This window comes from Consotaella aegiceratis, from assembly GCF_036541425.1.
In the GTDB taxonomy this organism is placed as follows: Bacteria; Pseudomonadota; Alphaproteobacteria; order Rhizobiales; family Rhizobiaceae; genus Consotaella; species Consotaella aegiceratis.
Map to the genome: position 1 here is coordinate 32,717 of NZ_JAZHFT010000024.1, position 25,044 is coordinate 57,760.

Below are 25,044 nucleotides of genomic sequence, written 5' to 3' on the forward strand. Positions count from 1 at the left end.
CCATGCTTGCCGGCTACCGGCGGGCATCATTGGAGAGGGCATGAAGACACGCGCCGTCATCGCCGCTGGCTGGCTCGGATGCGGCTCGCTCGCCGCAGGGCCGGCCTTGGCGCATCCGCATGTCTTTGCCGAGGCGCGAATGGAGATCGTCGGCTCGCCTGACGGGGAGCTTCGGTCGGTGCGCAACATATGGCGCATGGACGAACTGTTTTCCTCCTCGGTGCTTCTCGACTTCGACGAGAACGCCAATGGACAGCTGGATCCCGAGGAGCTTCAGGCCATCGGCGACACCGTGAAGGAATCGATCGCCGAGTGGTCGTTCTACACCTTCGTTCGTTCGGGCGGCCAACCGGTCACCATGCAGCCACCCGACGAGATCCGGGCGCTCTATCAGGACGGCCAGCTCCTGATGTTTTTCGAGATGAAGGCTGGCCAGCCGGTCAAGCTGTCCGACGGGCTGCTGACCGTGGCGAATTTCGACGAGACCTTCTTCGTCGCCTTCGACTATCCCGATGCCGACAGCTTCCAACTCGTCGACATGCCGGCCTCCTGCTCCAAGGCGGTGGTCATTCCCGACGAGGACGAGGCGGCTCAGGAATGGATGAACTCCATCGCTTCGCTCGGGCCGGACGAAGAGGTGCCGGAGGACGGAATCGACTATTCGCAGATTCTCGCGACGCGACTGGAGGTTCGATGCGGCTGATCCGTTCTATGGCCTGGAGCGGTCTTCTTCTGGTGCTTCTCGCCGGGCCGGCGCTCGCCAAGTCGTCGCTCGGCATCGGCAGCGCGGATGCCTCGCTCGACGCCAGCCAGGGCGTTTCCGGCTATTTTCTCTGGATCACCGCCTATCAGCGCGAATTCTTCTCCGCGTTGCGCCACGCGCTGGTCGCGCTCAAGCAGGGGCCAGCGGGCTTGCCGCTGCTCGTCGGCATCTCGTTCGCCTACGGCATCTTTCACGCGGCGGGGCCTGGCCACGGCAAGGCGGTCATCTCCTCCTATATGCTGGCCAACGAAGTGCAGCTCCGGCGCGGGGTCATCCTCTCCTTCGCATCGGCGCTGGTTCAGGCTCTGTCGGCGCTCCTCGTGGTGGGCGCCGGTTGGTATCTCTTGCGTGGAACGTCGATCTCGATGACAGCGGCGAGCGACGCGCTCGAGGTCGCATCCTTCGGGCTGATTGCGCTGTTCGGCCTCGTCCTGTTCGTGCGCAAGGCGATCGCGATCTGGCGCCGGCATCGGCCGGCCGTGGCTCTGGCGTTCGAGCCTCGCCTGGTGGCGGTGAACGGCGCGATGGGACGTGGGTCGATCATGCCGCGTGCGTCGAACGGACTAGCCTCCGACGTCTGCACCGCCGACGAGGTGGATTGCGCCTGCGGCCGTCCGCACATGGCCGACCCCAAGGCTTTATCCGGGCGCCGTCTGCGCTTCGGCACGGCGGCATCCGCCGTTTTGTCGGTGGGGCTGCGGCCGTGTTCGGGTGCGATCGTGGTCCTCACCTTCGCATTGATGAACGGGCTCTACCTGGCAGGCCTGCTGTCGGTGCTGGCGATGGCCGTCGGGACCGCGATCACCGTATCGGCGCTCGCCGTCTTGGCGGTGTTCGCCAAGGATACGGCTCTGCGCCTCAGCGGCCGTGGCGGCTTTGGCGGTGTGGTGCGCGATGTCATGGAATTGGGCGCGGCCCTGGTGCTGATGCTGCTGGGCACCACGCTCGTCATCGGCATGCTGTCATTGCCATAGGGCGGACACGGCGGGCCAGGCATGAGGCTTTCGGTCAGCGTTGGCGCGCCAGAAAGGCCTCGAAAGCGGCGAGCGTGGCCTCCGAGACATAGTGCTCGATACCTTCGGCATCTGTCTCGGCGACATCGCCCGGCACGCCGATCGCCGCCAGAAACTCCACGACCAGGCGATGACGGCCGCGCATCCGCTCCGCCATCTCGGCACCGGCCTCGGTCAGAAAGACGCCGCGATAGGGTCGCGACGTCACCAGTCCTTCGCGCTTGAGCCGGGCGACGGCCTTGGTCGCCGTCGGATGGGTGACGCCCATGCAGCGCGCGATGTCGGTGATCCGCGCTTCGCCGTGCTCCTGGAAAAGATCGGCGATCAATTCGGTATAGTCTTCGAGGATTTCTGCCGAGCGGGCGGAGCGCGTCTGATCGAACCGTCGGGCATCGCCGGCCCCCGAGCCTCCGTTGCCGCTCGCCGCAGCCTCCTCGCGCTTGCGTGCCAACCCGATCCTCCCTGTTGCGGCGGCCGACGCCTTGAAAGAGCCGTCCTAATATCAAGCCACGGCTACAAATTGCAACCAACAGGTCGGCACATCGTCCATGCTGGCGACTGCATCCTGCCCATTGACAAAGTTGTAGCCGAGGCTACACTTCCATGCATTGTCATCAAGTTCCTGCCTTATGACCACCGCATCCGCCAAGCCTTCGATCTCCGATCGGACCACTGCCGGTATCCAGGATGTCCTGGCCGGCCGCCGTCGTGGGCCGTTCTCCATGTTGCTCTTTGCCGGCCCGGCGGTGATCGCCTCGATCGCCTATATGGACCCCGGCAATTTCGCCACGAATATCCAGGCGGGCGCCAAGTACGGCTACACGCTGTTGTGGGTGGTTCTGACGGCCAATCTGATCGCCATGCTGTTTCAGGCCCTGTCGGCCAAGCTCGGCATCGTCACCGGCCGCAATCTGGCCGAGATGTGTCGCGACGAGTTTCCCAAGCCGATCGTTTGGGTGATGTGGGTGGTGAGCGAGATCGCGGCCATGGCGACGGACCTGGCCGAGTTTCTCGGCGGTGCGATCGGCCTCGCGTTGATCTTCGGCATGCCGCTGATCGACGGCATGATCGTCACCGCGATCGTCACCTACGGCATCCTCCTGTTCGAGAGACGCGGTTTTCGGCCCATGGAGCTGATCATCGGCGCCTTGGTCGGGGTGATCGGCCTCTGCTATCTGGTCGAGATGTTCGTCGCGCCTGTCGACTGGGGTGCCGCCGCAGCCCATGCGGTGACGCCGCAGATGCCGGACGCCGAGGCCCTGATGATCTCGGTGGGCATCATCGGCGCCACCGTGATGCCGCATGCCGTCTATCTGCATTCCGGCCTGACGCAGAAGCGCACGCTGCCGCGCAGTTCGGCCGAAAAGCGGATCCTGGTGCGCTTCTCCAACCGCGAGGTGGTGCTGGCGCTGTCGGTGGCCGGGCTCGTCAACATGGCGATGGTGATGATGGCGTCGAGCGCCTTCCATCTCGGCCATAGCGAGGTGGCCGAAATCGAGAGCGCCTACCATACCCTGACGCCGCTCCTCGGCGCCGCCTCGGCCAGCGTCTTTCTGGTCTCGCTGATCGCCTCGGGCGTTTCCAGCTCGGTGGTCGGGACGATGGCCGGACAGATGATCATGCAGGGCTTCGTCGGCTTCCGCATCCCGCTGTGGGTGCGCCGGCTGGTGACCATGGCGCCGGCCTTCGTCGTGGTCGCGATGGGCGTCGATACGACCTATGCGCTGGTGCTCAGCCAGGTCGTGCTGTCCATCGCGCTGCCGGTGCCCATGGTGGCGCTGCTCATCTTCACCCGGCGCCGCGATATCATGGGCGAATTCGCCAACGGCCGGATGACCAGCCTGGTGGCGCTCGTCGGCGCGACGGTGGTGCTCGCCCTGAACGCCGTTCTGCTGCTGCAGACCTTCAGTCTGCCGATTCCGGGTCTGGCTCGCTGATGACGAAGTAGGACGCTCTCAGGTACGGTCACCGGCGGGGCATTCCTGGTTCGGGCGATGGTCGCCGGCCGCCCCGCCGATCGAGGCCCGATGGGCGCGGCAGGCCTCGCCGAAGGCTTCGAAGATGCGGCGCGAGGCGTCGTCGTCTTCCGCCCAATATTCGGGGTGCCACTGGACGCCGAAGGCGAAGGCCCGGGCGCGGTCGACCGACACCGCCTCCACCGTTCCGTCCGGCGCGCGTGCCTCGACCGTCAAGCCGCCGGCAAGCCGATCGATCGCCTGCCGATGCAGCGAGTTGACCTGGATCTCCGTCGCACCGACGAGGTTTGCGAGTTGTCCGGCACCGTCGAGCGTCACCGCGTGGCGAGGAGCGAAGCGCTCGTCCTGGTCCGGATGCGTCGGCGCGCGGTGGTCCATGCGGCCGGGCAGCGACTGGATCTCGGTCGCCAACGTGCCGCCGCAGGTGACGTTGAGCTCCTGCAGCCCACGGCAGATGGCGAGCAGAGGCATGCCATGGTCGATGGTCCGGCGAATGAGCGCGTCCGTTAGACGGTCGCGATCCTCATCAAAGGGCTCGTGGGCCGGCGAAGGGGACAGGCCGTAGCGTGTCGGGTGAACGTTGGTCGCCGACCCGGTGATCAGAACGCCGTCGACGCGCTGCAACAGCCCGTCCAGATCGATCTCCGGGGTCAGGGCGGGCACGATCACCGGCACGGCCTTCGCAACGCGCAGAAGCGCGGCGAGATAGGTCTCCGGAGCGGAATGCCAGCGGTAGTTCTCGAATTCGCGCACATCGGCGGGAACAGCGACGAGGATCGGGTCTGCGGGCATGGCAAAGTCCAGACGGAGGGCACCGCCCACACATACCCGACAGGAAGCGCGACGACGAGGGGCCGGCGCCTCGAAGACGGATTGTCGGCCCACAATCGGAAGGCCGGGGGTGGCGGATGGAGCGGGGGTCGTGATGCCCGCACTTCGTCCATTCTCGCGCAGGGTTGGTATGGCAGAAACCGATCTTGCAAACGATCGGGTTAGCCGATGCCGTTCGCCCCTGATGTGTCGTACGGGCCTGGGGGTCGCGCGTTTTGGGTCCGCGATGGTGTTTCGATCGCCCTGTCTGAAATCAGCTTTCAGGCAGGTGTGTCGCCGCGTTCATCCCATTCGTCGTGTCGAAAGGCCCGTGCATGAACCCCGTCATTTCCATCGGCTCGCTCAAGACGTCCGGATCCTCGTCCCTGGCTCTCACCCTGGCGAGCGTCATCGCTGCCGTCGATGCGCCGGTGCTGCTGATCGATGCGGCGCGCGACGCCGATCTCGTCGCCTGGGCCCGGCTGCCCGGGCGGCCGTCGCGCATTCTGGTGGAGCCGGCGCAGGACGAGAGCGACCTGGAACGCCTGGTGCGGGACGGGCGTCGGCGCGGCGATGTGGTGATCATCGACGCCAGCGACCGGCCGTCGATGATCCGGGCCGGAGCCTGCCAGGCCGACCGGGTTCTGATCCCCGTCCGGTTCTCCCCGTTTTCGGCCCATGCCGGCGTCGCCACCGATCGGCTGTTGCGCACCGATGCCGAGGTCAACCGTCGCAGCCGTCACTGGTGCTTCGTGGCGAGCGCGGTCACGACGATCCCCAGCCGCATCGCCCGCGCGCTCGAGGCGATCATCGGTCAAAGCGACACGCCGCGGTTTCCGATCGGACTGACCCAGCGGGCGGCCTACGAGGCGCCGTTCCTCAACGGCGGCACGATCTATACGCTGAGCGACGATACCGCGCCCGGACTGGAGCGCGCCCGCGATGAGGCGTGGACGTTCGCCCTCGACATGGGTCTCGTCGAAGAGCATTCGACGGCGCGTTGGACGCAGGATCTGCAAGCGGCCTGAATCGGCGATTTCCGCCGAACCGTTCTCTTTTGCGGCCGTCCGTCTTATGACGGCGATATGCCGTTCGACGACGATTCCAAGAGTGCCGCGAAGGATGCCAAGCCCAGGCCGGTGACGCGCGAGTGGCTGGTGCGGGCCGCAGGACTCTATCTTGGCCGCTATGCCAGTTCGCAGGAGAACCTGCGACGGGTGCTGCGGCGTAAAGTCGCGCGGCGTACGCGCGATGCAGATGCAGGGGAGGAGGCCGGGTCCCACGACACGCTGGTCGACGAAGTCATCGCGCAATTTGCCGAACTGAAGCTGCTCGACGACGCCGCCTATGCCGAGGCGCGCGTGACCGCCTTGCGCCGGCGCGGTGCTCCGGCCCGCCAGATCGCTGCCAAGCTGCGGGAGAAGGGGGTCGATCCTGACATCGTCGGGGCGTCGGTCGACGACAGCGATCCGACCGAGCGCAAGGCCGCCATCGCCTATGCCAGACGCCGCCGGCTCGGATGCCATGGCGGCTCCGAGCGCGCCGAGAGGCGCGACAAGGATATTGCCGCTATGACCCGGGCGGGCTTTTCGCTGCGCCATGCGATCGCGGCGATCGACGGCACCGAGGGCGAATTCTAGAAACCGTCCGCTCCGCCATAAGTGGATGAGTTCATTTAAAATTTAAGGCGTGGCTCAGGGTTTTCGGAACCCACGCGCAAAGCCTTCGTTGTCCCGGCAACCCTGAAAAAGATGCGTCTCCCCGAGCCGACCTCGGTCGGACGACGGACGCCTATTCCCATGAAGGAGGTCGCCATGCCGAGCATCAAAACCGCCAAGATCGCCATTCTCGCCACCGATGGCTTCGAGCAGTCCGAACTGCTGGAACCGCTGACCCAGCTCAGGAAGGCCGGCGCCGAGGTTCATGTCCTGTCGCCGAAGGACGGCACCATCACCGGGTGGGACACGGATCACTGGGGCGAGACGGTCGAGGTCGACAAGCGGCTCTCGGAGGTCCGCACAACGGATTACGACGCCCTCGTCCTGCCGGGTGGTCAGATCAACCCCGACAAGCTCCGCGCCGACCCGAAGGTGGTCAGCTTCGTGCGCGAGTTCTACAATTCCAAGAAGCCGCTGGCCGCGATCTGCCATGCGCCCTGGCTGTTGGTCGAGGCCGACGTGCTCCACGATCGCGAGGTGACGTCGTACGCGTCCATCAAGACCGACGTGAAGAACGCCGGCGGCAATTGGGTCGACAAGGAGGTGGTGGTCGACGAAGGCCTGATCACCTCGCGCAATCCGGGGGATCTGCCGGCCTTCATCGCCAAGATCATCGAAGAGGTCGAGGAAGGCCCGCACACCGATCGCGAAGCAGCCTGATCGACCTCACATCGACCAAGGAGGCCGGTAGCCGAGCGCTGCCGGCCTTTTTATTGTCGCTTAATGTCGCGTTGCCATTTTGCCGCACGATCGTGTATGTGCCTTGAACAACTTCCATGGAGGACGAGATGGCCGAACGCGCCAGCTTCGAAGTCGGAACCGCAGCCGAGATGGACTATCCCGAGCACGAGCGCACTTACGCGCTGTTCCTGGGAATGTTCAAATGGGGCGGTGTCCTTGTGGCATCGCTTCTGATCGGCATGCTTTTCGGATTTTTTGGGGGTGGCGGCTTTATCGGCGGCGCGTTGGCCTTCATTGTGGTTGCCGCGATCATCTATTTCGTCGCGCGCTGAGTGTGGTCCTCGGGCCTGCCCGAATGGGGGCAGGTGCCGTCTTGGCTCGATTGCTGCGTTGGCGAAGCGGGGAACGGCGCGCGGCAAGGCCTTGAAGAGGGGAGATGGCTTTGAAGCTTTTTGTTCCGAAGGAGCGTGACGCGGGCGAACCACGCGTCGCGGCTTCGCCCGACACCGTCAAGCGTCTGAAGGGCCTGGGGTTCGACATAACCGTCGAGGCCGGGGCCGGGGCCGAGTCGCGGATGACCGACGAGGCCTTTTCCGCGGTCGGTGCGAACATCGGTTCGGCCGATGATGCCAAGGACGCTGACGTCATCCTGAAGGTGCGTCGCCCCGAGGCTGACGAACTGGCCGGCTATAAGCGCGGCGCCGTGGTCATCGCGATCATGGATCCCTATGGCCAGGACGAGGCGATCGGCAAGATGGCGGAGGCCGGAGTTTCCGCTTTCGCCATGGAGTTCATGCCGCGCATCACCCGGGCCCAGGTCATGGACGTGCTGTCGAGCCAGGCCAACTTGGCCGGCTACCAGGCCGTCCTCGACGCCGCTTCCGAATTCGACCGGGCTTTTCCGATGATGATGACGGCGGCCGGCACCGTTCCGGCGGCCCGCGTCTTCGTGATGGGCGCGGGCGTCGCCGGTCTGCAGGCGATCGCCACCGCCAAGCGTCTCGGCGCGGTAATCACCGCGACCGATGTGCGGCCGGCGGCCAAGGAGCAGGTCGAATCCCTCGGCGGCAAGTTCATCGCCGTCGAGGACGAGGAGTTCAAGCAGGCCGAAACGGCGGGCGGCTACGCCAAGGAGATGTCGAAGGAGTATCAGGCCAAGCAGGCCGAACTCGTCGCCTCCCATATCGCCAAGCAGGACGTGGTGATCACCACGGCGCTCATCCCCGGTCGCCCGGCGCCCCGCCTGGTGACCCGCGAGATGATCGATTCGATGAAGCCCGGCTCGGTGCTGATCGATCTGGCTGTCGAGCGCGGCGGCAATGTCGAGGGCGCGGTTCCGGGCCAGGTGGTCCAGGTCGGTCCCGCCAAGGTGGTGGGTCATCTCAACGTGGCGGGCCGTATCGCGGCGACCGCCTCGCTGCTTTACGCCAAGAACGTCGCCGCCTTCGTCGAAACCATGGTCGACAAGGAGACGAAGGCGCTCAAGCTCGATTTCGGGGACGAACTGATCAGCGCCACGGCGCTGACCCACGAGGGGAAGGTCGTTCATCCGAGGTTCGCCAAGGCCGAGGAGCCGGCGGCTCCCACGTCCGAACCGGAGGTCGCCGTCGAGGCCGGCCCGGCGAGCGAAGCCGACGCACAGGGGGATAATTGATGGAGACAGAAACAGCCTTGGACGCCTTGCGCAAGCTGGATGACGCGGGCGCTGCCATCGATAGCGCGCGCAACAGCGTGCAGGGCCTGCTGGACGACGTCGCGGCTCAAGGCGTTGCCGGGGTCGCCCACGCGGCGACCGGCATCGACCCGTTCGTCTTCCATTTCGCCATCTTCGTTCTGGCGATCTTCGTCGGCTACTACGTCGTGTGGTCGGTGACGCCGGCGCTGCACACGCCGCTGATGTCGGTCACCAACGCCATTTCCTCGGTGATCATCGTCGGTGCGCTGCTGGCCGTGGGCATCAGCGCCTCCGGTCTGGCGACCGGCTTCGGCTTCGTCGCCCTGATCCTGGCGAGCGTCAACATCTTCGGCGGTTTTCTTGTCACCCAGCGCATGCTGGCGATGTACAAGAAAAAAGAAAAGTGAGGGGCTGAGCGACCATGTCCGAGAGTTTCGCAGCCTTCCTCTACCTCGTGTCAGGCGTCCTGTTTATCCTGGCACTGCGGGGACTGTCCCATCCCACCACCAGCCGTCAGGGCAATGTCTATGGCATGGTCGGCATGGGCATCGCCATCCTGACCACGCTGTTTCTGGCAGAGCCGTCCTTCGGCGGACTGGTGCTGATCGTCATCGGCATCGCCATCGGCGGTGGCGCCGGTGCGGTGATCGCCCGACGCATCGCCATGACCGCGATGCCGCAGCTGGTTGCCGCCTTTCACAGCCTCGTCGGCCTTGCCGCCGTCATGGTGGCGGCGGCCGCGCTCTATGCGCCGGAATCGATCGGTATCGGCACGATCGGCGACATTCACACCCAAGCGCTGATCGAAATGTCGATCGGCGTCGCCATCGGCGCCATCACCTTCACCGGCTCGGTGATCGCCTTCCTGAAGCTCGATGGACGGATGAGCGGCAAGCCGATCATCCTGCCGTCGCGACACCTGATCAACGGCGGCCTCGGCGTGCTGCTGATCCTGATGGTGATCTGGCTGGCGGCCAGCGAGAGCCATGTGGCCTTCTGGCTGATCGTCCTCGTGGCGCTTGCCCTGGGCGTGCTCCTGATCATCCCGATCGGCGGCGCCGACATGCCGGTGGTCGTCTCGATGCTCAACTCCTATTCGGGTTGGGCGGCGGCTGGTATCGGCTTCACGTTGCAGAACCTGGCGCTGATCATCACCGGCGCGCTGGTCGGCTCGTCGGGCGCGATCCTGTCCTACATCATGTGCAAGGGCATGAACCGCTCGTTCTTCTCGGTGATCATGGGCGGCTTCGGTGGCGAGAGCGGCCCGGCCGGTGGCGGTGATCTCGGCGATCGGACGGTCAAGCAGGGCTCGGCCGACGACGCGGCCTATCTGATGAAGAACGCGTCCAAGGTGATCATCGTGCCGGGCTACGGCATGGCGGTGGCCCAGGCTCAGCATGCGCTGCGCGAGATGGCCGATGCGCTGAAGCGCGAAGGGGTCGATGTCAAATACGCCATCCATCCGGTGGCGGGCCGCATGCCGGGGCACATGAACGTACTCTTGGCCGAGGCCAACGTGCCCTATGACGAGGTGTTCGAACTGGAAGACATCAACTCCGAGTTCGCTCAGACGGACGTCGCCTTCGTCATCGGCGCCAACGACGTGACCAACCCGGCGGCGCGCGACGATCCGACGTCGCCGATCTACGGCATGCCGATCCTCAACGTCGACCAGGCCGGCACCTGCCTGTTCGTCAAGCGGTCGCTGTCGTCGGGTTATGCGGGCATCGACAACACCTTGTTCTACAAGGACAACACCATGATGCTATTCGCCGATGCCAAGAAGATGGTCGAAGACATCGTCAAGGCGATGGCGGAATAAGCCGCTTCTGATTTCTCTATTCATATGCAAAGGCCCGCGTCGTGCGACGCGGGCCTTCTTGTTTGGTGCGAACTCTTTGAAGGAGCTCGGATCGATCAGCCGGCCGTGCCGATGCGCGTCAGGGTGAATTTGGTAACGCCGATGGCGGCGTTCACGCCTTCCTGGGCCTGCACGCTGAGGGGCTGCAGGGTGAAGCCGCTATCCGGGCCGCCGACGAGGACCTTCACGCCGGCACCCGCGGCAAACGAAGCATCGGCCTTCGCACCGGAATAGGTGCCTTCCAGCGACCACGGCTTATAGGCGTCGGGGCTGGCGGCCAGAACCGTCCATTCCATCACCGTATCGCCGGTCACGCCGACGTCGAGCCCAAACGTGTCGAGCGTGGCGGTATAGGTCTCCGGCGGCTCCTGGCTGTTGGCGGGATCGAATTCGCAGAGAAGGTTTTCCGACGAACCCACGATAAAGCCCGTGTGGCCCTCGCTATGGCAGGTGAGCGAGCCGAGTTCGGCATCGGCATGGGCCGCGAGCGGTGCGGCAAGCAGGCCGGCGAGCACGGTAGCGGACGCAAGAGCGGTACGCATCAGACATTTCCTTTCGTTGGACATGCCCAGAAAATGGCTGCGGCCGCGATAGGTTTCACTCAAACTTGGGGATGAATGTTTCATTTTGTGAAGTGGCGGCCCGGGCGGCCACATCGATACGGATCAACAGGGCGTCGGCGCCGTCGGTGCAAAGGGCCTTTGCCAAGGGGCAGCGGTCGGTCCTATCGGGTTGGATCCTCAGCGTCCGAGACGCCCGGCGGACCGCTCGACCAGCTCGATCATGATGCTGTCGGGGTCACGACAGAAGGCGACCTTGCGAACGATGTCGGTGTTTTCCGCCAGGCGTGGCTGGACCACCATCTCGACGCCCGCGGCCTCCAGCCTGGCGGCCATCGCCTCGACGTCGTCGACCCAGAAGGTGAGGTGGCGCAGGCCGGCGCGGCCATCGGGAACATCGTCCGCCGGGGCGGTCTCCGTGGCCGGGCAGACCATCTCCAGCATGACGTCGCCGATCTGGAGAAAGAGCAACTCGTGCCCCTGCCGGCCGGTGCGCCGAGAGACCAGTTCAAACCCCAGCAGATCGACGTAGAACGCGATGGTCGCATCGACATTCGAGATCGTCATTCCGACATGTTCGAAACCGCGCAGCATGGCGATGTCCTCCCCTCATCTCGCGCGCCGGCAAGCGCCCGGCGCGTCGTGCACGCAAGCCGCGTCATGCGCCATCGTCCGATGAAGAGCAAGCATGCCGATGGCCGTGGGGCCTTAGGGCCTTAGCCCCGGGTGCGCGCCATGCCTTCCTTGGCCGGCTGATAGTTCGGGTCGATCTGCGCGGCGCGAGCGTAGGATCGGAAGGCGCGGGTCTTGTCGCCCCGCCGCTCGTAGACCAGCGCCTGGTTGGTCCAGTATTCGGCGTTGTCGTCGTCGAGCTTCAGCGCCATGTTGAAGTCGGAGAAGGCGTTCTCTTCGTCGCCCAGCGCGAGATAGGAGACGCCGCGGCCGGAATAGGGCTCCGGCGCCGTCGCCTGCAGCGAGATGGCGGTCGAGAAGTCCTCGATCGCCTGCTTGTGCTGTCCGTCCCGTTGGTAGAGCAGACCGCGGTTGTGATAGGCGCGCGGATCGGTGGTGTTGAGGGCGATCGCGCGATTGTAGTCGGTCAGAGCCTCCCGCGTGCGTCCCGCGACCCGGTAGACGTTGCCGCGGCCGATATAGGCGGCGTCGTAATTCGGATTGATGCGTAGCGCGGCATCGTAATCCTTCACCGCGTTCAGAGGCTCGTTGGTCTGACGGTAGACGAGCGCGCGGTTGGCGTAGGCCTGATAGAAATTCGGATCGAGCGAGATCGCAGTGGTGAAATCTTCGATCGCCTTGTTGTACTCGCCGGCCTGTCCATAGGCCGTGCCACGGACATTATAGGCTTCCGGATCGCGAGGATTGGCGGCGACGGTCGCCGTCAGCGACGAAATGTTCTCTGCCGAACCCTGGGACTGATCCAGCCGAATCGCCTGGATGGCCGGGCCAGTGGACTGACAGGCGGTCGCCAGCAGGCCCAATCCGACGATGGCGACACCACGACGCAGGGCCGCCTTCCGCTCCAGTCCCGCAAAACGCTCGCGCGGGCCGCGCTGCACTGTCATGGTCAAAGCCATCGCTCCTCAATTCCCCTCGGATGTCCCTCGCCAATTATCTGGCGCAGACATACCGTGCTGCCAGGGCGTGCGGCCTTTCCGGGCCGGCGGCACGGGCCTGACGGGCTCGCTCGCGCGTCCCTCGACATCAGCGCAGCTGCATCGTCCAGCCGCTAGGCTCCCATGCAAAAAGACGGCATCCCTACGGCTGCCGTCCTGCTCGTCGCTTTGTCGAGAGAATCGAGTCGATCGTCAGCGCGCGGTGCGTCCGCCGGACGTCAGGCCTTCGCGCTGGGCGCGCTTGCGGGCCAGCTTGCGCGCCCGGCGCACCGCCTCCGCCTTCTCACGCGCACGCTTCTCCGACGGCTTTTCATAGAAGTTGCGCATCTTCATTTCACGGAAGATGCCTTCGCGCTGCATCTTCTTCTTGAGCGCGCGAAGCGCCTGATCGACGTTGTTATCGCGAACGAGTACCTGCACCGAAAAGTCCGTTTCTCGTGTTGGATCGGATGAGGGGATCAATACAATAGCACTCGCGAAGGCAACGCCGCTCGCAAGTGGCGCCCCATTAACAGATCGAACCTGCTTTGTCGAGCCGGTGCTGTGGGGGACGTGCCGGCGTGTCCGGCACGTCCCCCACGGAGCCCGATGGCCCGTTAGCTATAGACGTCGATGATCTCCTGGAGCAGCTTGAGCGCGTCTTCCTTCGGGCGTTGGAACGAGTTCCGGCCGATGATCGAGCCGTTTCCACCGCCCTCGCGGATACCGCGCGCCTCGTCGAGCAGTTCGTCGCGATTCTTTGCCGCGCCGCCGGAGAAGACGACGATGCGCTTTCCGTTGAAGGCGGCCTGCATGATGTGGCGGACGCGATCGGCGGCCTCTGAAATCAGCACCTCGTGCTTGTTGTAGGACGACTTGGTGTCCTCGTGATCGACGTGCTCCGTCGGCAGCTTCACCTTGATGATGGTCGCACCCATCAAGGCCGCCATGTGAGCCGCGTAGGCCACGACGTCGACGGCGGTCTCGCCTTCCTTGGTCACCTTGCCGCCGCGCGGATAGGACCAGACGACCGTCATCAGGCCGCGCGACTTGGCTTCCAGGCTGATCTGCCGCAACTCCTCGATCATGTCGTAGGAGTGATCCGATCCGGGATAGATCGTGAAGCCGACGCCGACGCAGCCGAGCCGCATGGCATCGGCCACGCTGGCGGTGACGGCCTGATCGTTGGCGCCCGAGGCCAGAAGATTGCCGCTGTTGACCTTGAGGATCAGCGGCACCTCGCCGGCGAAAGTATCGGCGCCTTGTTCCAGCAGGCCGAGTGGAGCGGCGTATCCCGAAACGCCGGCATCGATCGCCAGCTGGTAATGATAATGCGGATCGTAGGCCGGCGGGTTGGGGGCAAAACTGCGGACCGGGCCATGCTCGAAACCCTGGTCGACCGGCAAAATGACCAGGCGCCCGCTGCCGCCCAGGCGGCCGTGCATCAGAAGACGGGAAAGGTTGCTCTTCAGGCCCGGCGTTTCGCCCTCGTACCAGGACAGGATCTCGCGAACGGTTTCGGTTCTGTACATGGTCCCTCGCGTTTGGTGCTTCGCTTTTCGAACGGCTGTTCGGTCGTACGTTCCACTTAATGGGGTCGCTATCCCTCTCGTCCAGATGCTGCACCGCCGCGAAGGATATTAAAATCGGTTCAATCCGCCACGGTCCCGTTCCGCGACCGCCGATCGCCATCCGAGGGGCGAAACGGGCAGGTCGTCGGACCCTTCGCGGCGAACCAAAACCTTTCCCAAGCGTTAACCAGGATACCCACTCGAGGGAGGTCGAGATGGACGACATCTATCGGTTTCCGGATGGCTTCGGCTGCGATCCGACGAGCGTCGGCGTGATGCGTGACGCAGCGGGCCAAAGCCACTCGATGACACGCCTTGCCGAGTTCAGTGTTTCGCCGTCGAGCATGGCCGAGCTTCCCTCGGCGCAGGTGCATCTCGGCAGGCGCGGATTTCATCTCGACCCGGACAGGGCGACGGGTGCGGATGCGGCGAGCGAGCCCGAAATGCCGAGTGTCCTTCTGCCGCTGGCGGTCGCCGCGGGTTTTCTGATGATGACGATGGGCGTCTTCGGACAGATCTTCTAGGCGCCTCTCGCAGCCTGCCGGATGGTGATCGCATCGGCGGGGCTGGGCGGAAATCGCGCTTGGGACTCAACAAGAGTTCCTCATGCCCTAACTGGGCTACCAGACGCTCGACCTCAGTTCCCGCACCAAGGAGACCGTCTTGCTCAAAATTTTGCGCTCGACATTGGCTGGCTTGGCGATTGCGCTCATGGCCGCATTGCCTCCCGCCGCCCAGGCTCAGACGCCGCCCAACGTCCTCGTTGTCGGCCAGATCGCGGAGCCGAAATCGCTGGATCCGCAAGCTGCGACCGCGAGCAACGATTTCCGCATTCTGGTCAACATGTACGATGGCCTGGTGCGGTTCAAACCGGGGACGCTGGAAGTCGAGCCAGCGCTTGCGAAGGACTGGACGATCTCCGACGACGGGCTCACCTACACCTTCCACCTGCGTGAGGGCGTCAAGTTTCACGACGGCACGCCGTTCAATGCGGACGCGGTCAAATTCACCTTCGATCGGATGCTGAAGGAGGATCACCCCTTCCACGACACCGGACCGTTTCCGCTGGCGTTCTTCTTCTCCGCCGTGGATAGCGTGACGGCGGTGGACGAGCACACCGTCGAGTTCAAGCTCAACGAGCCGTTCGCGCCCTTCCTGTCGAATTTGGCCTATCCCACCGGCCTGATCGTCTCGCCCGATGCGGTGAAGGAAGCCGGCAAGGACTTCGGCCGCGCGCCGGTCGGCACAGGCCCGTTCAAGTTCGAGGAATGGCAGTCCAATTCGCGCGTCGTGGTCACGCGCAACGACGATTATTGGGATGCCGCGCCGTCGCTGGAAGCGGTGGTTTTCCGCCCGATCGCGGATGCCAATACGCGGGTGGCCGAAATGTTGTCGGGCGGGATCGACCTCATGGTCGAGGTGCCGCCGGACATGGTGAAGACGTTCCGCGACGATCCGAGCTTCCAGGTCTACGAAGCCGCAGGCCCGCATCTCTGGTTCCTGATCCTCAACACCAAGGAAGGCCCGTTCTCCGATAAGCGGGTGCGCCAGGCGGTCAATTACGCGATCAACAAGCAGGCGCTGGTCGACGATGTGCTGCAGGGCACGGCCGACGTCGCCGCCGGGCCGATTCCGCCTGCCTTCTCGTGGGCCAATGACGGCAGCGTCGAGCCCTATCCTTATGATCCGGATAAGGCCAAGGAGTTGATCCGCGAGGCCGGGGCCGAGGGCGCCAACCTGACGTTCTACGTGGCCGAGGGCGGCTCGGGGATGCTCGATCCGGTGGCGATGGCCACCGCCATCCAGGCCGACCTCAAGGCCGTCGGCCTCAACGCCAACATCCAAACCTACGAGTGGAACACCTTTCTCTCCAACGTCAATCCGGGTCTCGAAGGCAAGGCCGACATGGCCGAAATGGCGTGGATGACCAACGATCCCGACACGCTGCCTTTCCTGACGCTGCGCAGCGAGGCGACGCCCGATCAGGGCGGCTTCAATTCAGGCTATTATTCAAACCCCGACGTGGACGACCTGCTCGACAAGGCGCGCCGCTCGACCGATCAGGGCGAACGCGCCAAGCTCTACAACCAGGTGCAGAAGATCGTTCACGACGACGCGCCCTGGGCCTTCATCGCGAACTGGAAGCAGAATGCCGTGGCGACCTCGGCTGTCCAGGGCTTCGAACTGGAGCCGTCCTTCCTGCTCCTGCTCGACGGCGTCACCAAAGGCTGACCGAGACGGCCTGCCGCACGAATAACGGAGCGGCAGGCCGCGACACCGCGAAGGAAAGATCCTGCTCAGCTACATTCTCAAACGGTTGATCGCTGCGATCCCCGTCCTGTTCGGACTGTCGATCATCGTCTTCCTGATCATCGCGATCATTCCCGGCGATCCGGCGACCGCCATTCTCGGCGCCTATGCGACGCCGGAGAATGTCGCCAAGCTCAACGCCGATCTCGGCCTCGACCGATCGCTGCCGGAGCAGTATCTCGCCTGGATATCCGGGGTGCTGCAAGGCGATTTCGGACGCTCCTACGCGCTCAACCGCCCGGTCATCGACGAGGTGCTGGAGCGCTTCCAGGCGACGCTGATCCTCGCGGGAGCGTCGTTGGTGCTCGCCTCGATCCTCGGCCTCGCCGCCGGCATCGTCTCGGCCGTGCGCCAGTTCGGCTGGGCCGACCGGACGATCACCACGCTGGTTCTGATCGGGATTTCGGTGCCGTCATTCTGGCTCGGTCTGCTGCTGATCCTGTTCTTCGCGGTCAAGATCAAGCTGTTTCCGGCCAGCGGCATGACGGCGATCTATGGCGGGGGAGGGGTCTCCGACATCCTGCACCATCTGGCGCTGCCGGCTTTCACGCTGGCGATCGTGGCCGCGGGCGTCATCGCGCGGCTGACGCGCACGGCAATGCTGGAGGTGCTGCGCCAGGATTATATCCGCACCGCGCGGGCCAAGGGACTGAGCGAGCGCCGGGTGATCTATCGCCATGCCTTCATGGCGGCGCTCGTCTCCGTCATCCCGGTGATCGGCATCCAGGCCGGCTTCGTGCTCGGCGGTGCGGTCTATGTGGAGACCGTGTTCCAGTGGCCGGGAATCGGCGCGATGCTGGTCAACGCCATCTCCCAGCGTGACATCCTGCTTGTCCAGGGCGGCGTTCTGGTGGTCGCGGCGTCCTACGTTCTCTTCAACCTCGCCGCCGACGTGGCGCAGGCGACGCTCGATCCGAGGCTGAAATGAGCGTCGCGACCATTCCGGCGAACGACGAATCCAGGCCATCAGCGCGACCGTCGTCGTTCTCGCTGCTTCTCAACAACCGGCTGGCGGCCGTCGGGCTGCTCGTGCTGGTCGTCGTCTGTCTCCTGGCGCTGCTGGCGCCGCTGCTGCCGCTCGCCGATCCGAACGTCACCGCGCCGGCCGACCGGCTGCAGCCTCTGGGTGCGGCCGGCCATCCGCTGGGAACCGATCATCTCGGGCGAGACGTGCTCTCGAGGCTCATCTGGGGCACGCGGGTGTCGCTGGCCGTCGGCGTCTCCGCCTCGCTGATCGCGGCCGTCCTGGGATCGGCGATCGGCCTTATTGCGGGCTATGCGGGCGGGCGCACCGATAATATCCTGATGCGCGGCATCGATATGCTGATGGCGTTTCCGTATATTCTGCTGGCGCTCGCCATCGTCGCCGCCCTCGGCCCGGGTCTGCTCAACGCGCTCTACGCCATCGCCGTGGTCAACATCCCGTTCTTCGCGCGCAACGTACGCGGCCTCGCCATCGGCCTCGCGCATCGGGAGTTCGTGGATGCGGCGCGCCTCTCCGGCAAGGGGCATGGCCGCATCGTCGCCACAGAGATCCTGCCCAACGTGCTGCCGGCAATCGTCATCACCATGTCGACGACGGTCGGTTGGATGATCCTGGAGACGGCCGGTCTCTCCTTCCTGGGGCTCGGCGCCCAGCCGCCGCAGGCCGATCTCGGCTCGATGCTGGGAGAAGGTCGCAAGCTGCTCTTCACCGCGCCGATGATCTCTCTCGTCCCGGGCCTGATGATCTTCGTGATCGTCATGAGCACCAATCTGCTCGGCGACGGCATCCGCGACGTGCTCGACCCGCGCCTGCGGTCCGGCGCGCTCGCCCGGCCGTCGGCCCGGACAGCGGTCGCGCGCGACCGCAAGCCGCCGGAGCGGGAATCGGACAGCCGACAGGCGGTGCTCGACGCGCGCGGGCTGCGGGTGGACTTTCGTATCGGATCGAACGTCCATGTCGCGGTCGGCGGGGTCGATCTGACGATCATGCCCGGCGAATGCCTGGGGCTGATCGGCGAGTCGGGCTCGGGCAAATCGGTGACGGCCATGTCGCTGACCGGACTCGTGCCTTCGCCGCCCGGCGTCATATCCGGCGGAGCGGTCCGCTTTGCCGGAGACGATCTGCTCGATGCGCCGCTGTCCAAGCTGTGGGCCTTGCGCGGCGGCGAGATCTCTCATGTGTTCCAGGATCCGCTGGCGACCTTGCATCCGCTGTTCACGGTCGGCGATCAGATCATCGAGGCGATCCAGGCGCATCAGCGGCTGTCCAAACGGCAGGCGGAGGAGCGCTGCCTGGAATTGCTGGACCTCGTGCGGATCCCCAATGCCGCCGAGCGCCGCCATGCCTTTCCGCACGAACTGTCGGGCGGCATGCGCCAGCGCGTTTCGATCGCCATGGCGCTTGCCAACGATCCGCGCCTCATCATCGCCGACGAACCGACGACGGCGCTGGACGTCACGGTGCAGGCCCAGGTGCTGCGGCTGATCGACGATCTGCGGCGGGAGAAAGAAACGGCGGTCCTCTTCATCACTCACGATTTCGGCGTGGTCTCGGAGATCTGCGACCGGGTGGCGGTGATGTATGCGGGCCGCATCGTGGAGGAGGGGCCGACGGACCAAGTGCTCAGCGCCCCGGCGCACCCCTATACGCGGATGCTGATCGACTGCGTGCCGGTGATCGGCCAGCCGGAGCGGCGCATGGAGGCGATCCCCGGCCGGCCGCCGGCCGCCGCCCGTTGGCCGGAGGGTTGTGCCTTCGCCGATCGATGTCCGCGCGCCGAGCCCGATTGCCAGGGTGGGGACATTGCGATGGCGCGGCAGCGCGAAGCGCAGAGGGCCCGCTGTCTCCATCCGCTGGCTGAAGGGGAGGCGCTCTAGATGGCCGCGCTGATGGAAGTCCGCGCACTCGAACGCACCTTCGGCGGCGGACGTACCTGGCTCGGCCGGGAGAAGCCGAAGCTCACCGCCGTGCGCACGCTCTCGCTCGACCTCAAGCGAGGCGAGACGCTCGGCATCGTCGGCGAGTCCGGCTGCGGCAAGTCGACGCTCGCGCGCATGCTGGTGGGGCTCGACCGACCGACGGCGGGCTCGATCCGCCTCGACGGCGAAGACCTGACGCAAGGCGGCGCCCGCGCGCTGGCGCGACGGCTGCAATATGTCTTTCAGGATCCGGTCTCGTCGCTCAATCCGCGAATGCGCATCAAGGCGATCCTCGAAGCGCCGATGCGCCATCTGCTCGGTTATGATGCGGCGACGCGCACAGCCAAGCTCGACGAGTTGCTGGAGGCGGTGAACCTGCGCCCGGAATTCCTGGAGCGCTATCCGCACGAATTCTCCGGCGGCCAGGCCCAGCGGATCGCGGTGGCGCGTGCCCTCGCCGCCGAGCCGGAAATCCTGGTTCTCGACGAGCCCGTCTCGGCGCTCGACGTCTCGGTGCAGGCGCAGGTGCTCAATCTGCTCGACCGCCTGAAAGCCGAGCGGGACCTCACCTATGTCTTCATCAGCCATGACCTGGCCGTGGTGGAGAGCGTCGCGACGCGCGTCGCCGTCATGTATTTCGGCGCGCTCGTGGAGGAAGGCCCGACACGGCCATTGTTTCGCGAGCCCTTGCATCCCTACACGCGGCTTCTGCTCGATTCCGCGCCGGTGCCGGGACGCCGGCATATTGCGGCAGGCCAAGACTCCGGCGAGCTGCCGAACCCTTACGCTCCGCCGCCCGGCTGTGCCTTCGCGCCGCGCTGTCCGCGCGCCCAGGCTGACTGCACGGACAGGTCGCCGGCCCTCGACATGGCCGAGCGCGGTGCGGACCACCACGCGGCCTGCTTTCACCCGCTGCCGGCCGCGCAAAGCCGGGGCTGACCACGGCGCGCCGGCGTCGCTGCACCATCGGTGCCGGCCATCTTGTGCAAGCGCGGTGCTTTGCTAGCGTGATGAGATGAGCTGCGCTCATCATCCCGCTCTATTCTCCGGTTTTTGCATGATCTTTTCCGAAAACCGGTTCCCACTTTTCGGGATCATGCTCTAGGCTGACGGTTTCGGCTTCCCAACGAAAGGTCCTGCCCATGACGCCAGTCTTTGCCCGTGCTTCCCGGTTTGCCCTGTTGCTTGCGCTGAGTCTGGCGCCCCTCGCCGCGCGCGCCGACGAGGCTCCGGGCCTGTGGTCGGTCTACAATTCGGCCTTGAAGGGCGCGAAATATGTGGACCTGACCCATACGATCACGCCGGCGATCCCGGTTTGGGCCGGCTTCGGCAATTCGACGTTCAAGCCCGCGAAGGCCGGAGCCGATCTCGAAGGCTATGCGGCCAAGGGCGACACCTACAGCTACGACAAGCACGGCTTCGAGGCGACGGCCTACGAACTGGCGACCGATCAGCTCGGCACCCAGCTCGATCCGCCGGCCCACTGGGCGCCGGAATATCCTTCGATCGACGAATTGCCGGCAACCTATACGCTGAGGCCGCTGGTGGTGATCTCCATCGTCGAGCAGCTCGAGTCCGATCCGAATTATGCGCTTCAGGTCTCCGACATCGAGGCCTGGGAAAAGGAGCACGGAGAAATCCCGGAAGGTTCTGTGGTGTTCGTGCGCTCCGATTGGTCCAAAGCCTGGCCGGACCCGAAACTCGCCACGCTCAAGGAGTTTCCCGGCGTCGGCCTGGATGCGCTGAAATTCCTGCACGAGCAGCGACACATCCTGTTCCATGGCCATGAGCCGCTCGACACCGATTCCACCCCCGATCTCGAGGGCGAATACTGGCTGATGCACAACGGCTATGCGCAGGCCGAGGGCGTGGCCAATCTCGACCAGGTGCCGGAGACCGGCGCGCTGGTGGCGATCGGCTATCCGAAGTTCCAGGGCGGCCTCGGCGGCTATGCCCGCTATGTCGCCATCTGTCCGCCGGACTGGGACTACGGCGTCGCCGTCGGCCCCGAGGATGCACCGCTGCCGAAATCCGACACGCCGCTGCATTACGACGAGGCCCAGGGCATGCGTGTGCGCTGAGGAGTTGGCAGTCCGAAGGCGGGGATCCGAACACGGTTAGCCGCCTTCGCTGTGGGCCTGCGAATTGCGACGCGACGGCGTGTGCCGAAGGGGAGCCCGCGTTGCGGCCCGGCGCAGCTCTCCGGCGGGCGGACGTTTCGAACACTTTTGGGCCGAGTTCCTGGAGCGCCGCCCTTTAGGGAGGGCGGCGGCGCCCCTCGTCCGAATAAAAAAACCCCTCGACAAGGCGGTCGAGGGGCCAAAGCGAAGACGTGCTCGGGTCGCTGAGCGGTCTTCGAAAACGTCCGGTCCCTACTGCGGCGGGACCATGAATTCAGGCTTCGGGGTCTCTTCCGTGCTCACCGGCAAGACCGGATAGACGATCTCAGGCCGTTCGCCGGTCAGCGTCTTCAGGAAAGCCGAGACCGCCTCGATATCCTCTTGCGACATCTCCGTGCCCAATTGTGCCGACGCCATAATACCCACAGCTTGTTCCAAATCCCAAGCCTGTCCGCTGTGGAAATATGGCGCAGTGAGCTCGACGTTGCGCAACGGCGCCGCGCGGAACACATATTCGTCCGAGGCCGTCTGCGTGACGGTGAAACGGCCCTTGTCGCCCTCGGGCAGGATATCGGCTCCCGGTTTTTCGATGACGCCGAACGGGAAATAGTCCTGTCCGCCGAAATTGGAGCTGTAATGGCAGCCGGCGCAGCCGGTGTTGATGAAGACCTCCAGGCCGTGACGCTCCTCGTCGTTCAAGACATCGTCCTGGCCATCGATATACTGGTCGAACCGCGAATTCGGCGTGACCAGCGTCGTCTCGTAGGCCTCGATGGCCAGTGCCATGTTGTCGAAAGTGACCGCGTCGTCGGCGTCCGGGAACGCTTTGCCGAAGGCTTCGACATAGCCCGGCATGCTTTTCAGGGTCGTTACGACGAGTTCCGGCGTGCTGGCCATTTCGACACCGGCCTGGACCGGTCCCTTGGCCTGTTCGCGCAGATCGGCGGCGCGGCCGTCCCAGAACTGCGCGACATTGAAGACCGAGTTGAACACAGTCGGCGAATTTCTCGGCCCTTTCTGCCAGGCGTGGCCGATCGAGGTCGGCACGTTGTCGGCACCTCCGGTTCCAACGTTGTGGCAGGTGTTGCAGCTGATGATATGGCTCGACGAGAGCCGGGGATCGAAGAACAGCATGCGGCCAAGCTCGACCTGTGCGTCGGTCACCGGTTGGCCGCGGACGTCCGACACCTGGGCCGGAATCGGACCGAACAGGTCCTTGGCCATATCCCGCAGATCGTCGGCATTCGCCGCTGTTGCCATCGTCGCCAGCCCCACTCCCAACGCCAGCGCCCCTGAGCGGATCATAGTTTAGACTCCTTCTAAGTTCTCCCGTCCGGATACGATCATCGGTCACTTCGCCCAACTTTGATCTGGATCAAAGCGGGGTTGGCGAGTCGTTCAGAAATTGCGGGGTTTCGCCGTTCCCGGCCTGGGCCAAATGGTCGCATGTCTTGTCAGGTCCCGAGGTCGGCCGACTGACTGGAGTTTTTGGGGGAGGGCGCCCTTGGGCGGTGCCGTGGGCAGAAATCGGACAGTGCTACCGGCAAGAAAAAGGGCGCCGAAGCAGCCTTTCATTCGAAGCGGATTTCGCATCCTTGGTCCGAGATGAGACCGTTCGCTGACAAGCCAGGGCCGGGCGCTTGACACAATTCAAATGCCGGGCTCGGGCCGCCGCAGCGATTTCGCAGACCGCCGCGCACCCACGGCGCCGCGATCGCCCTTGTCGTCGGCGACGCGCAGTAGCCCTACTGGGCTGCGGCGCCGGCGTTGGCTATGCGCTCGGCCGGATCGGCAGCGTTGCCGTCTTCATCGAAGCTGGCCAGATAGGCGATGATGTTCGCCAGGTCGTCATCCTTCTTGAAGCCGACGAAAATCATCTTCGTCTTGGCGACCACAGCCTTGGGATTGCGCAGCCACTCGGCCAGCAGATCGGCGGTCCAGACCTTGCCCTCGGACCATTCCTTGAAGGCAGGCGAGAAGGGATAGCCCTCCACCACACCGACTTCCTCGCCGACGATGCCGTTCAATTCCGGACCGACGAGATTTTTGGCGCCGGGGCCAATTCGATGACATGCCATGCACTTGACGAACAATTTTTTTCCGGCCGCCGGGTCGCCCACCGTCTGGGCGGCGACGGGTACACTGACCAGCATCGCCAGAACGAGACCGGTTAGAACGCTTCTGATTTGCATCATGACTCCATGATCATCGATTGGCGGCAATCCTAGATTGACTATGGCCCAGAAGGTAGAGGCGGCGCAATCGCTCTGTCTGTGCGACAAAAGCTGCCGATCAGCGCGGGCCCCGATTGTTTCCAAGGGAACAACACCTTAGCGACACCCACTGTGGCCGCAATGCCACGTGTCCGACCTGCAACACCCATGAGCGATGTTGCGACCCCTGCCTTGTTCCTTCGAAAATCAGCCTCATTTCAGCCTCAACAACGAGACGCGTGCTCGACGAGGGCAACGGATCGTTGGGTGCAAGTGGCCACGAAGTTGGTTGCGGCGCTTAACTAAAATGAAAGGTTTTTTCGTCACGAATCAGAAAGATACTGACGGAACACCCTGAATGTGAGGTGGAATTCGGTATTGAGGCAGAGAGCGTTAAGCGCTGCTTCTAACCGGTGAAGTCAAAAGACAGATCTTACTAGCCGGGCTGGAAACCTTTCTGAACCTAAAGTGTTCGGGACTAGAAAACTATTCTTTTACGTCCCGACAAACGGTCGCTTTGCGACAGAAATTGGAGTATCGAATATGAAACGCTTCGCTTTGCTGCTTGCTTCCACTGCTTTCGTGACGCCGGCGCTCGCGGCGGACGTGGTCTACGAGGAGCCGCCGGCACCCGCGCCGGTCTATGAGGCGGCTCCGGCCTACACCTGGTCGGGCTTCTACGTCGGCGGCCAGCTCGGTGGCGCGTTTGGCGGCGACGTCTATGATCGCGACGATGACGACGCCGGTTTCATCGGCGGTATCCATGCCGGCTACGACTACCAGATGGACAACTTCGTCTTCGGTGGCTTGGTCGACCTCAACTTCATGGATGCGCAGAGCACCGCTCTTTATAGCGATGGCGCCGGCAGCGTTGCGGCCGACTCCTACCGCATCAAGGAGATGGGCACGGCCCGCTTGAAGGCCGGTTATGCCATGGATCGCTTCATGGTTTACGGCACCGGCGGTCTCGCCTGGGCGAATATCGACGATTCGACCGGCCTGAATGCGACGGCCGAGGCGGCTGGCTACAGCGCCAGCAACGACAGCGACAACTTCGGTTATGCCGTCGGCGGCGGTCTTGACTATCTCGCCACGCCGAATGTGTCGGTTGGTGTCGAATACCTCTACACCAACCTCGGCGAGCATGACTTCGACGTCGACAGCCCGACGGGAACCGACGATTTCTCGACCTCGAGCGATCTGGACTTCCACACGGTGTGGGCCAAGGCTTCGTACCACTTCAACTAAGCGAGCCCGTC

26 protein-coding genes are annotated in these 25,044 nt (G+C 64.6%); 17 read left to right on the top strand and 9 right to left on the bottom strand.

Going from position 1 to position 25,044, the window contains the following annotated elements:
* The first annotated feature begins 40 nt into the window (after window positions 1–40).
* Together SMD10_RS15960 and SMD10_RS15965 are read left to right on the top strand one after the other, a co-directional pair.
* Window positions 41–703, top strand: a complete 663-nt coding sequence (locus SMD10_RS15960) for a DUF1007 family protein (protein ID WP_331686718.1) — start codon at window positions 41–43, stop codon at window positions 701–703.
* Window positions 694–1,737, top strand: a complete 1,044-nt coding sequence (locus SMD10_RS15965; protein WP_331686720.1) for a nickel/cobalt transporter — start codon at window positions 694–696, stop codon at window positions 1,735–1,737. Before SMD10_RS15960 ends, SMD10_RS15965 begins: the two co-directional genes overlap by 10 nt.
* 34 nt (window positions 1,738–1,771) lie before the next feature.
* Here SMD10_RS15965 and mntR read toward each other — a convergent pair whose 3' ends face one another.
* Window positions 1,772–2,227 (bottom strand): manganese-binding transcriptional regulator MntR, encoded by a 456-nt coding sequence (gene mntR / locus SMD10_RS15970; protein ID WP_331686721.1) that lies wholly within the window; start codon window positions 2,225–2,227, stop codon window positions 1,772–1,774.
* Window positions 2,228–2,405: 178 nt separating this feature from the next.
* Between mntR and SMD10_RS15975 the strand changes: the two genes are divergently transcribed.
* On the top strand, window positions 2,406–3,713 hold the full coding sequence (locus SMD10_RS15975) for an Nramp family divalent metal transporter (protein WP_331686723.1): 1,308 nt from the start codon (window positions 2,406–2,408) through the stop codon (window positions 3,711–3,713).
* Window positions 3,714–3,731: 18 nt separating this feature from the next.
* Here SMD10_RS15975 and SMD10_RS15980 read toward each other — a convergent pair whose 3' ends face one another.
* Complete coding sequence (locus SMD10_RS15980; protein WP_331686725.1) at window positions 3,732–4,544, bottom strand: gamma-glutamyl-gamma-aminobutyrate hydrolase family protein; 813 nt, start codon at window positions 4,542–4,544, stop codon at window positions 3,732–3,734.
* A 353-nt stretch (window positions 4,545–4,897) separates the two neighbouring features.
* Here SMD10_RS15980 and SMD10_RS15985 point away from each other — a divergent pair, with 353 nt between their 5' ends.
* The 7 genes from SMD10_RS15985 (at window position 4,898) to SMD10_RS16015 (ending at window position 10,458) form a co-directional block, all read left to right on the top strand.
* Window positions 4,898–5,590: a chromosome partitioning protein ParA gene (locus tag SMD10_RS15985; protein WP_331686726.1), complete on the top strand. Its 693-nt coding sequence runs from the start codon at window positions 4,898–4,900 to the stop codon at window positions 5,588–5,590.
* 57 nt (window positions 5,591–5,647) lie between these two features.
* Window positions 5,648–6,202, top strand: a complete 555-nt coding sequence (locus tag SMD10_RS15990) for a regulatory protein RecX (RefSeq protein WP_331686727.1) — start codon at window positions 5,648–5,650, stop codon at window positions 6,200–6,202.
* Window positions 6,203–6,376: 174 nt separating this feature from the next.
* Window positions 6,377–6,940 (top strand): type 1 glutamine amidotransferase domain-containing protein, encoded by a 564-nt coding sequence (locus SMD10_RS15995; protein WP_331686729.1) that lies wholly within the window; start codon window positions 6,377–6,379, stop codon window positions 6,938–6,940.
* Between the two features lie 128 nt (window positions 6,941–7,068).
* Window positions 7,069–7,293: an aa3-type cytochrome c oxidase subunit IV gene (locus SMD10_RS16000; RefSeq protein WP_331686730.1), complete on the top strand. Its 225-nt coding sequence runs from the start codon at window positions 7,069–7,071 to the stop codon at window positions 7,291–7,293.
* 104 nt (window positions 7,294–7,397) lie between these two features.
* Window positions 7,398–8,615: a Re/Si-specific NAD(P)(+) transhydrogenase subunit alpha gene (locus SMD10_RS16005; RefSeq protein ID WP_331686731.1), complete on the top strand. Its 1,218-nt coding sequence runs from the start codon at window positions 7,398–7,400 to the stop codon at window positions 8,613–8,615.
* The gene (locus tag SMD10_RS16010; protein WP_331686732.1) at window positions 8,615–9,043 is read left to right on the top strand and encodes a proton-translocating transhydrogenase family protein; all 429 of its coding nucleotides are present in this window, start codon (window positions 8,615–8,617) and stop codon (window positions 9,041–9,043) included. Before SMD10_RS16005 ends, SMD10_RS16010 begins: the two co-directional genes overlap by 1 nt.
* Before the next feature lie 14 nt (window positions 9,044–9,057).
* A complete protein-coding gene (locus SMD10_RS16015; RefSeq protein WP_331686733.1) occupies window positions 9,058–10,458 on the top strand; it encodes an NAD(P)(+) transhydrogenase (Re/Si-specific) subunit beta in 1,401 nt (466 codons plus the stop codon).
* 95 nt (window positions 10,459–10,553) lie between these two features.
* Here SMD10_RS16015 and SMD10_RS16020 read toward each other — a convergent pair whose 3' ends face one another.
* The 5 genes from SMD10_RS16020 to SMD10_RS16040 form a co-directional block, all read right to left on the bottom strand.
* Complete coding sequence (locus tag SMD10_RS16020; protein WP_331686734.1) at window positions 10,554–11,039, bottom strand: DUF992 domain-containing protein; 486 nt, start codon at window positions 11,037–11,039, stop codon at window positions 10,554–10,556.
* Window positions 11,040–11,237: 198 nt separating this feature from the next.
* Entirely contained in the window at window positions 11,238–11,651 is a 414-nt protein-coding gene (locus SMD10_RS16025; protein ID WP_331686735.1) for a VOC family protein, read from the bottom strand.
* A gap of 122 nt (window positions 11,652–11,773) precedes the next feature.
* The gene (locus SMD10_RS16030) at window positions 11,774–12,649 is read right to left on the bottom strand and encodes a tetratricopeptide repeat protein (RefSeq protein ID WP_331686736.1); all 876 of its coding nucleotides are present in this window, start codon (window positions 12,647–12,649) and stop codon (window positions 11,774–11,776) included.
* A gap of 231 nt (window positions 12,650–12,880) precedes the next feature.
* Window positions 12,881–13,108: a 30S ribosomal protein S21 gene (gene rpsU, locus SMD10_RS16035; RefSeq protein WP_331686737.1), complete on the bottom strand. Its 228-nt coding sequence runs from the start codon at window positions 13,106–13,108 to the stop codon at window positions 12,881–12,883.
* A gap of 176 nt (window positions 13,109–13,284) precedes the next feature.
* A complete protein-coding gene (locus SMD10_RS16040; protein WP_331686738.1) occupies window positions 13,285–14,199 on the bottom strand; it encodes a class I fructose-bisphosphate aldolase in 915 nt (304 codons plus the stop codon).
* A gap of 254 nt (window positions 14,200–14,453) precedes the next feature.
* Between SMD10_RS16040 and SMD10_RS16045 the strand changes: the two genes are divergently transcribed.
* The 6 genes from SMD10_RS16045 (at window position 14,454) to SMD10_RS16070 (ending at window position 21,533) form a co-directional block, all read left to right on the top strand.
* The gene (locus tag SMD10_RS16045) at window positions 14,454–14,762 is read left to right on the top strand and encodes a hypothetical protein (protein ID WP_331686739.1); all 309 of its coding nucleotides are present in this window, start codon (window positions 14,454–14,456) and stop codon (window positions 14,760–14,762) included.
* Between the two features lie 187 nt (window positions 14,763–14,949).
* Complete coding sequence (locus tag SMD10_RS16050) at window positions 14,950–16,470, top strand: ABC transporter substrate-binding protein (protein WP_432757257.1); 1,521 nt, start codon at window positions 14,950–14,952, stop codon at window positions 16,468–16,470.
* Between the two features lie 61 nt (window positions 16,471–16,531).
* The gene (locus SMD10_RS16055; RefSeq protein ID WP_331686764.1) at window positions 16,532–17,476 is read left to right on the top strand and encodes an ABC transporter permease; all 945 of its coding nucleotides are present in this window, start codon (window positions 16,532–16,534) and stop codon (window positions 17,474–17,476) included.
* On the top strand, window positions 17,473–19,410 hold the full coding sequence (locus SMD10_RS16060) for a dipeptide/oligopeptide/nickel ABC transporter permease/ATP-binding protein (protein WP_331686741.1): 1,938 nt from the start codon (window positions 17,473–17,475) through the stop codon (window positions 19,408–19,410). Before SMD10_RS16055 ends, SMD10_RS16060 begins: the two co-directional genes overlap by 4 nt.
* The gene (locus SMD10_RS16065; protein WP_331686742.1) at window positions 19,411–20,391 is read left to right on the top strand and encodes an ABC transporter ATP-binding protein; all 981 of its coding nucleotides are present in this window, start codon (window positions 19,411–19,413) and stop codon (window positions 20,389–20,391) included.
* 203 nt (window positions 20,392–20,594) lie between these two features.
* Window positions 20,595–21,533: a cyclase family protein gene (locus SMD10_RS16070; protein ID WP_331686743.1), complete on the top strand. Its 939-nt coding sequence runs from the start codon at window positions 20,595–20,597 to the stop codon at window positions 21,531–21,533.
* 291 nt (window positions 21,534–21,824) lie between these two features.
* Here SMD10_RS16070 and SMD10_RS16075 read toward each other — a convergent pair whose 3' ends face one another.
* Together SMD10_RS16075 and SMD10_RS16080 are read right to left on the bottom strand one after the other, a co-directional pair.
* Window positions 21,825–22,877, bottom strand: coding sequence for a cytochrome-c peroxidase (locus SMD10_RS16075; RefSeq protein WP_331686744.1), 1,053 nt, complete (start codon window positions 22,875–22,877; stop codon window positions 21,825–21,827).
* 440 nt (window positions 22,878–23,317) lie between these two features.
* Window positions 23,318–23,890 carry a c-type cytochrome gene (locus SMD10_RS16080; protein WP_331686745.1) on the bottom strand — a complete coding sequence of 191 codons (573 nt, stop codon included), beginning with the start codon at window positions 23,888–23,890 and terminating at the stop codon, window positions 23,318–23,320.
* A gap of 438 nt (window positions 23,891–24,328) precedes the next feature.
* On the opposite strand from SMD10_RS16080, the gene SMD10_RS16085 reads away from it, so the two are divergent.
* Complete coding sequence (locus SMD10_RS16085) at window positions 24,329–25,033, top strand: outer membrane protein (RefSeq protein ID WP_331686746.1); 705 nt, start codon at window positions 24,329–24,331, stop codon at window positions 25,031–25,033.
* Window positions 25,034–25,044 lie beyond the last annotated feature (11 nt).

Coding starts and splice junctions, on each gene's coding strand:
- SMD10_RS15960 (WP_331686718.1), top strand. CDS start 41: ATGAAGACACGCGCCGTCATCGCCGCTGGCTGGCTCGGATGCGGCTCG.
- SMD10_RS15965 (WP_331686720.1), top strand. CDS start 694: ATGCGGCTGATCCGTTCTATGGCCTGGAGCGGTCTTCTTCTGGTGCTT.
- SMD10_RS15975 (WP_331686723.1), top strand. CDS start 2,406: ATGACCACCGCATCCGCCAAGCCTTCGATCTCCGATCGGACCACTGCC.
- SMD10_RS15980 (WP_331686725.1), bottom strand. CDS start 4,544: ATGCCCGCAGACCCGATCCTCGTCGCTGTTCCCGCCGATGTGCGCGAA.
- SMD10_RS15985 (WP_331686726.1), top strand. CDS start 4,898: ATGAACCCCGTCATTTCCATCGGCTCGCTCAAGACGTCCGGATCCTCG.
- SMD10_RS15990 (WP_331686727.1), top strand. CDS start 5,648: ATGCCGTTCGACGACGATTCCAAGAGTGCCGCGAAGGATGCCAAGCCC.
- SMD10_RS15995 (WP_331686729.1), top strand. CDS start 6,377: ATGCCGAGCATCAAAACCGCCAAGATCGCCATTCTCGCCACCGATGGC.
- SMD10_RS16000 (WP_331686730.1), top strand. CDS start 7,069: ATGGCCGAACGCGCCAGCTTCGAAGTCGGAACCGCAGCCGAGATGGAC.
- SMD10_RS16005 (WP_331686731.1), top strand. CDS start 7,398: ATGGCTTTGAAGCTTTTTGTTCCGAAGGAGCGTGACGCGGGCGAACCA.
- SMD10_RS16010 (WP_331686732.1), top strand. CDS start 8,615: ATGGAGACAGAAACAGCCTTGGACGCCTTGCGCAAGCTGGATGACGCG.
- SMD10_RS16015 (WP_331686733.1), top strand. CDS start 9,058: ATGTCCGAGAGTTTCGCAGCCTTCCTCTACCTCGTGTCAGGCGTCCTG.
- SMD10_RS16020 (WP_331686734.1), bottom strand. CDS start 11,039: ATGCGTACCGCTCTTGCGTCCGCTACCGTGCTCGCCGGCCTGCTTGCC.
- SMD10_RS16025 (WP_331686735.1), bottom strand. CDS start 11,651: ATGCTGCGCGGTTTCGAACATGTCGGAATGACGATCTCGAATGTCGAT.
- SMD10_RS16030 (WP_331686736.1), bottom strand. CDS start 12,649: ATGGCTTTGACCATGACAGTGCAGCGCGGCCCGCGCGAGCGTTTTGCG.
- SMD10_RS16040 (WP_331686738.1), bottom strand. CDS start 14,199: ATGTACAGAACCGAAACCGTTCGCGAGATCCTGTCCTGGTACGAGGGC.
- SMD10_RS16045 (WP_331686739.1), top strand. CDS start 14,454: ATGGACGACATCTATCGGTTTCCGGATGGCTTCGGCTGCGATCCGACG.
- SMD10_RS16050 (WP_432757257.1), top strand. CDS start 14,950: ATGGCCGCATTGCCTCCCGCCGCCCAGGCTCAGACGCCGCCCAACGTC.
- SMD10_RS16060 (WP_331686741.1), top strand. CDS start 17,473: ATGAGCGTCGCGACCATTCCGGCGAACGACGAATCCAGGCCATCAGCG.
- SMD10_RS16065 (WP_331686742.1), top strand. CDS start 19,411: ATGGCCGCGCTGATGGAAGTCCGCGCACTCGAACGCACCTTCGGCGGC.
- SMD10_RS16070 (WP_331686743.1), top strand. CDS start 20,595: ATGACGCCAGTCTTTGCCCGTGCTTCCCGGTTTGCCCTGTTGCTTGCG.
- SMD10_RS16075 (WP_331686744.1), bottom strand. CDS start 22,877: ATGATCCGCTCAGGGGCGCTGGCGTTGGGAGTGGGGCTGGCGACGATG.
- SMD10_RS16085 (WP_331686746.1), top strand. CDS start 24,329: ATGAAACGCTTCGCTTTGCTGCTTGCTTCCACTGCTTTCGTGACGCCG.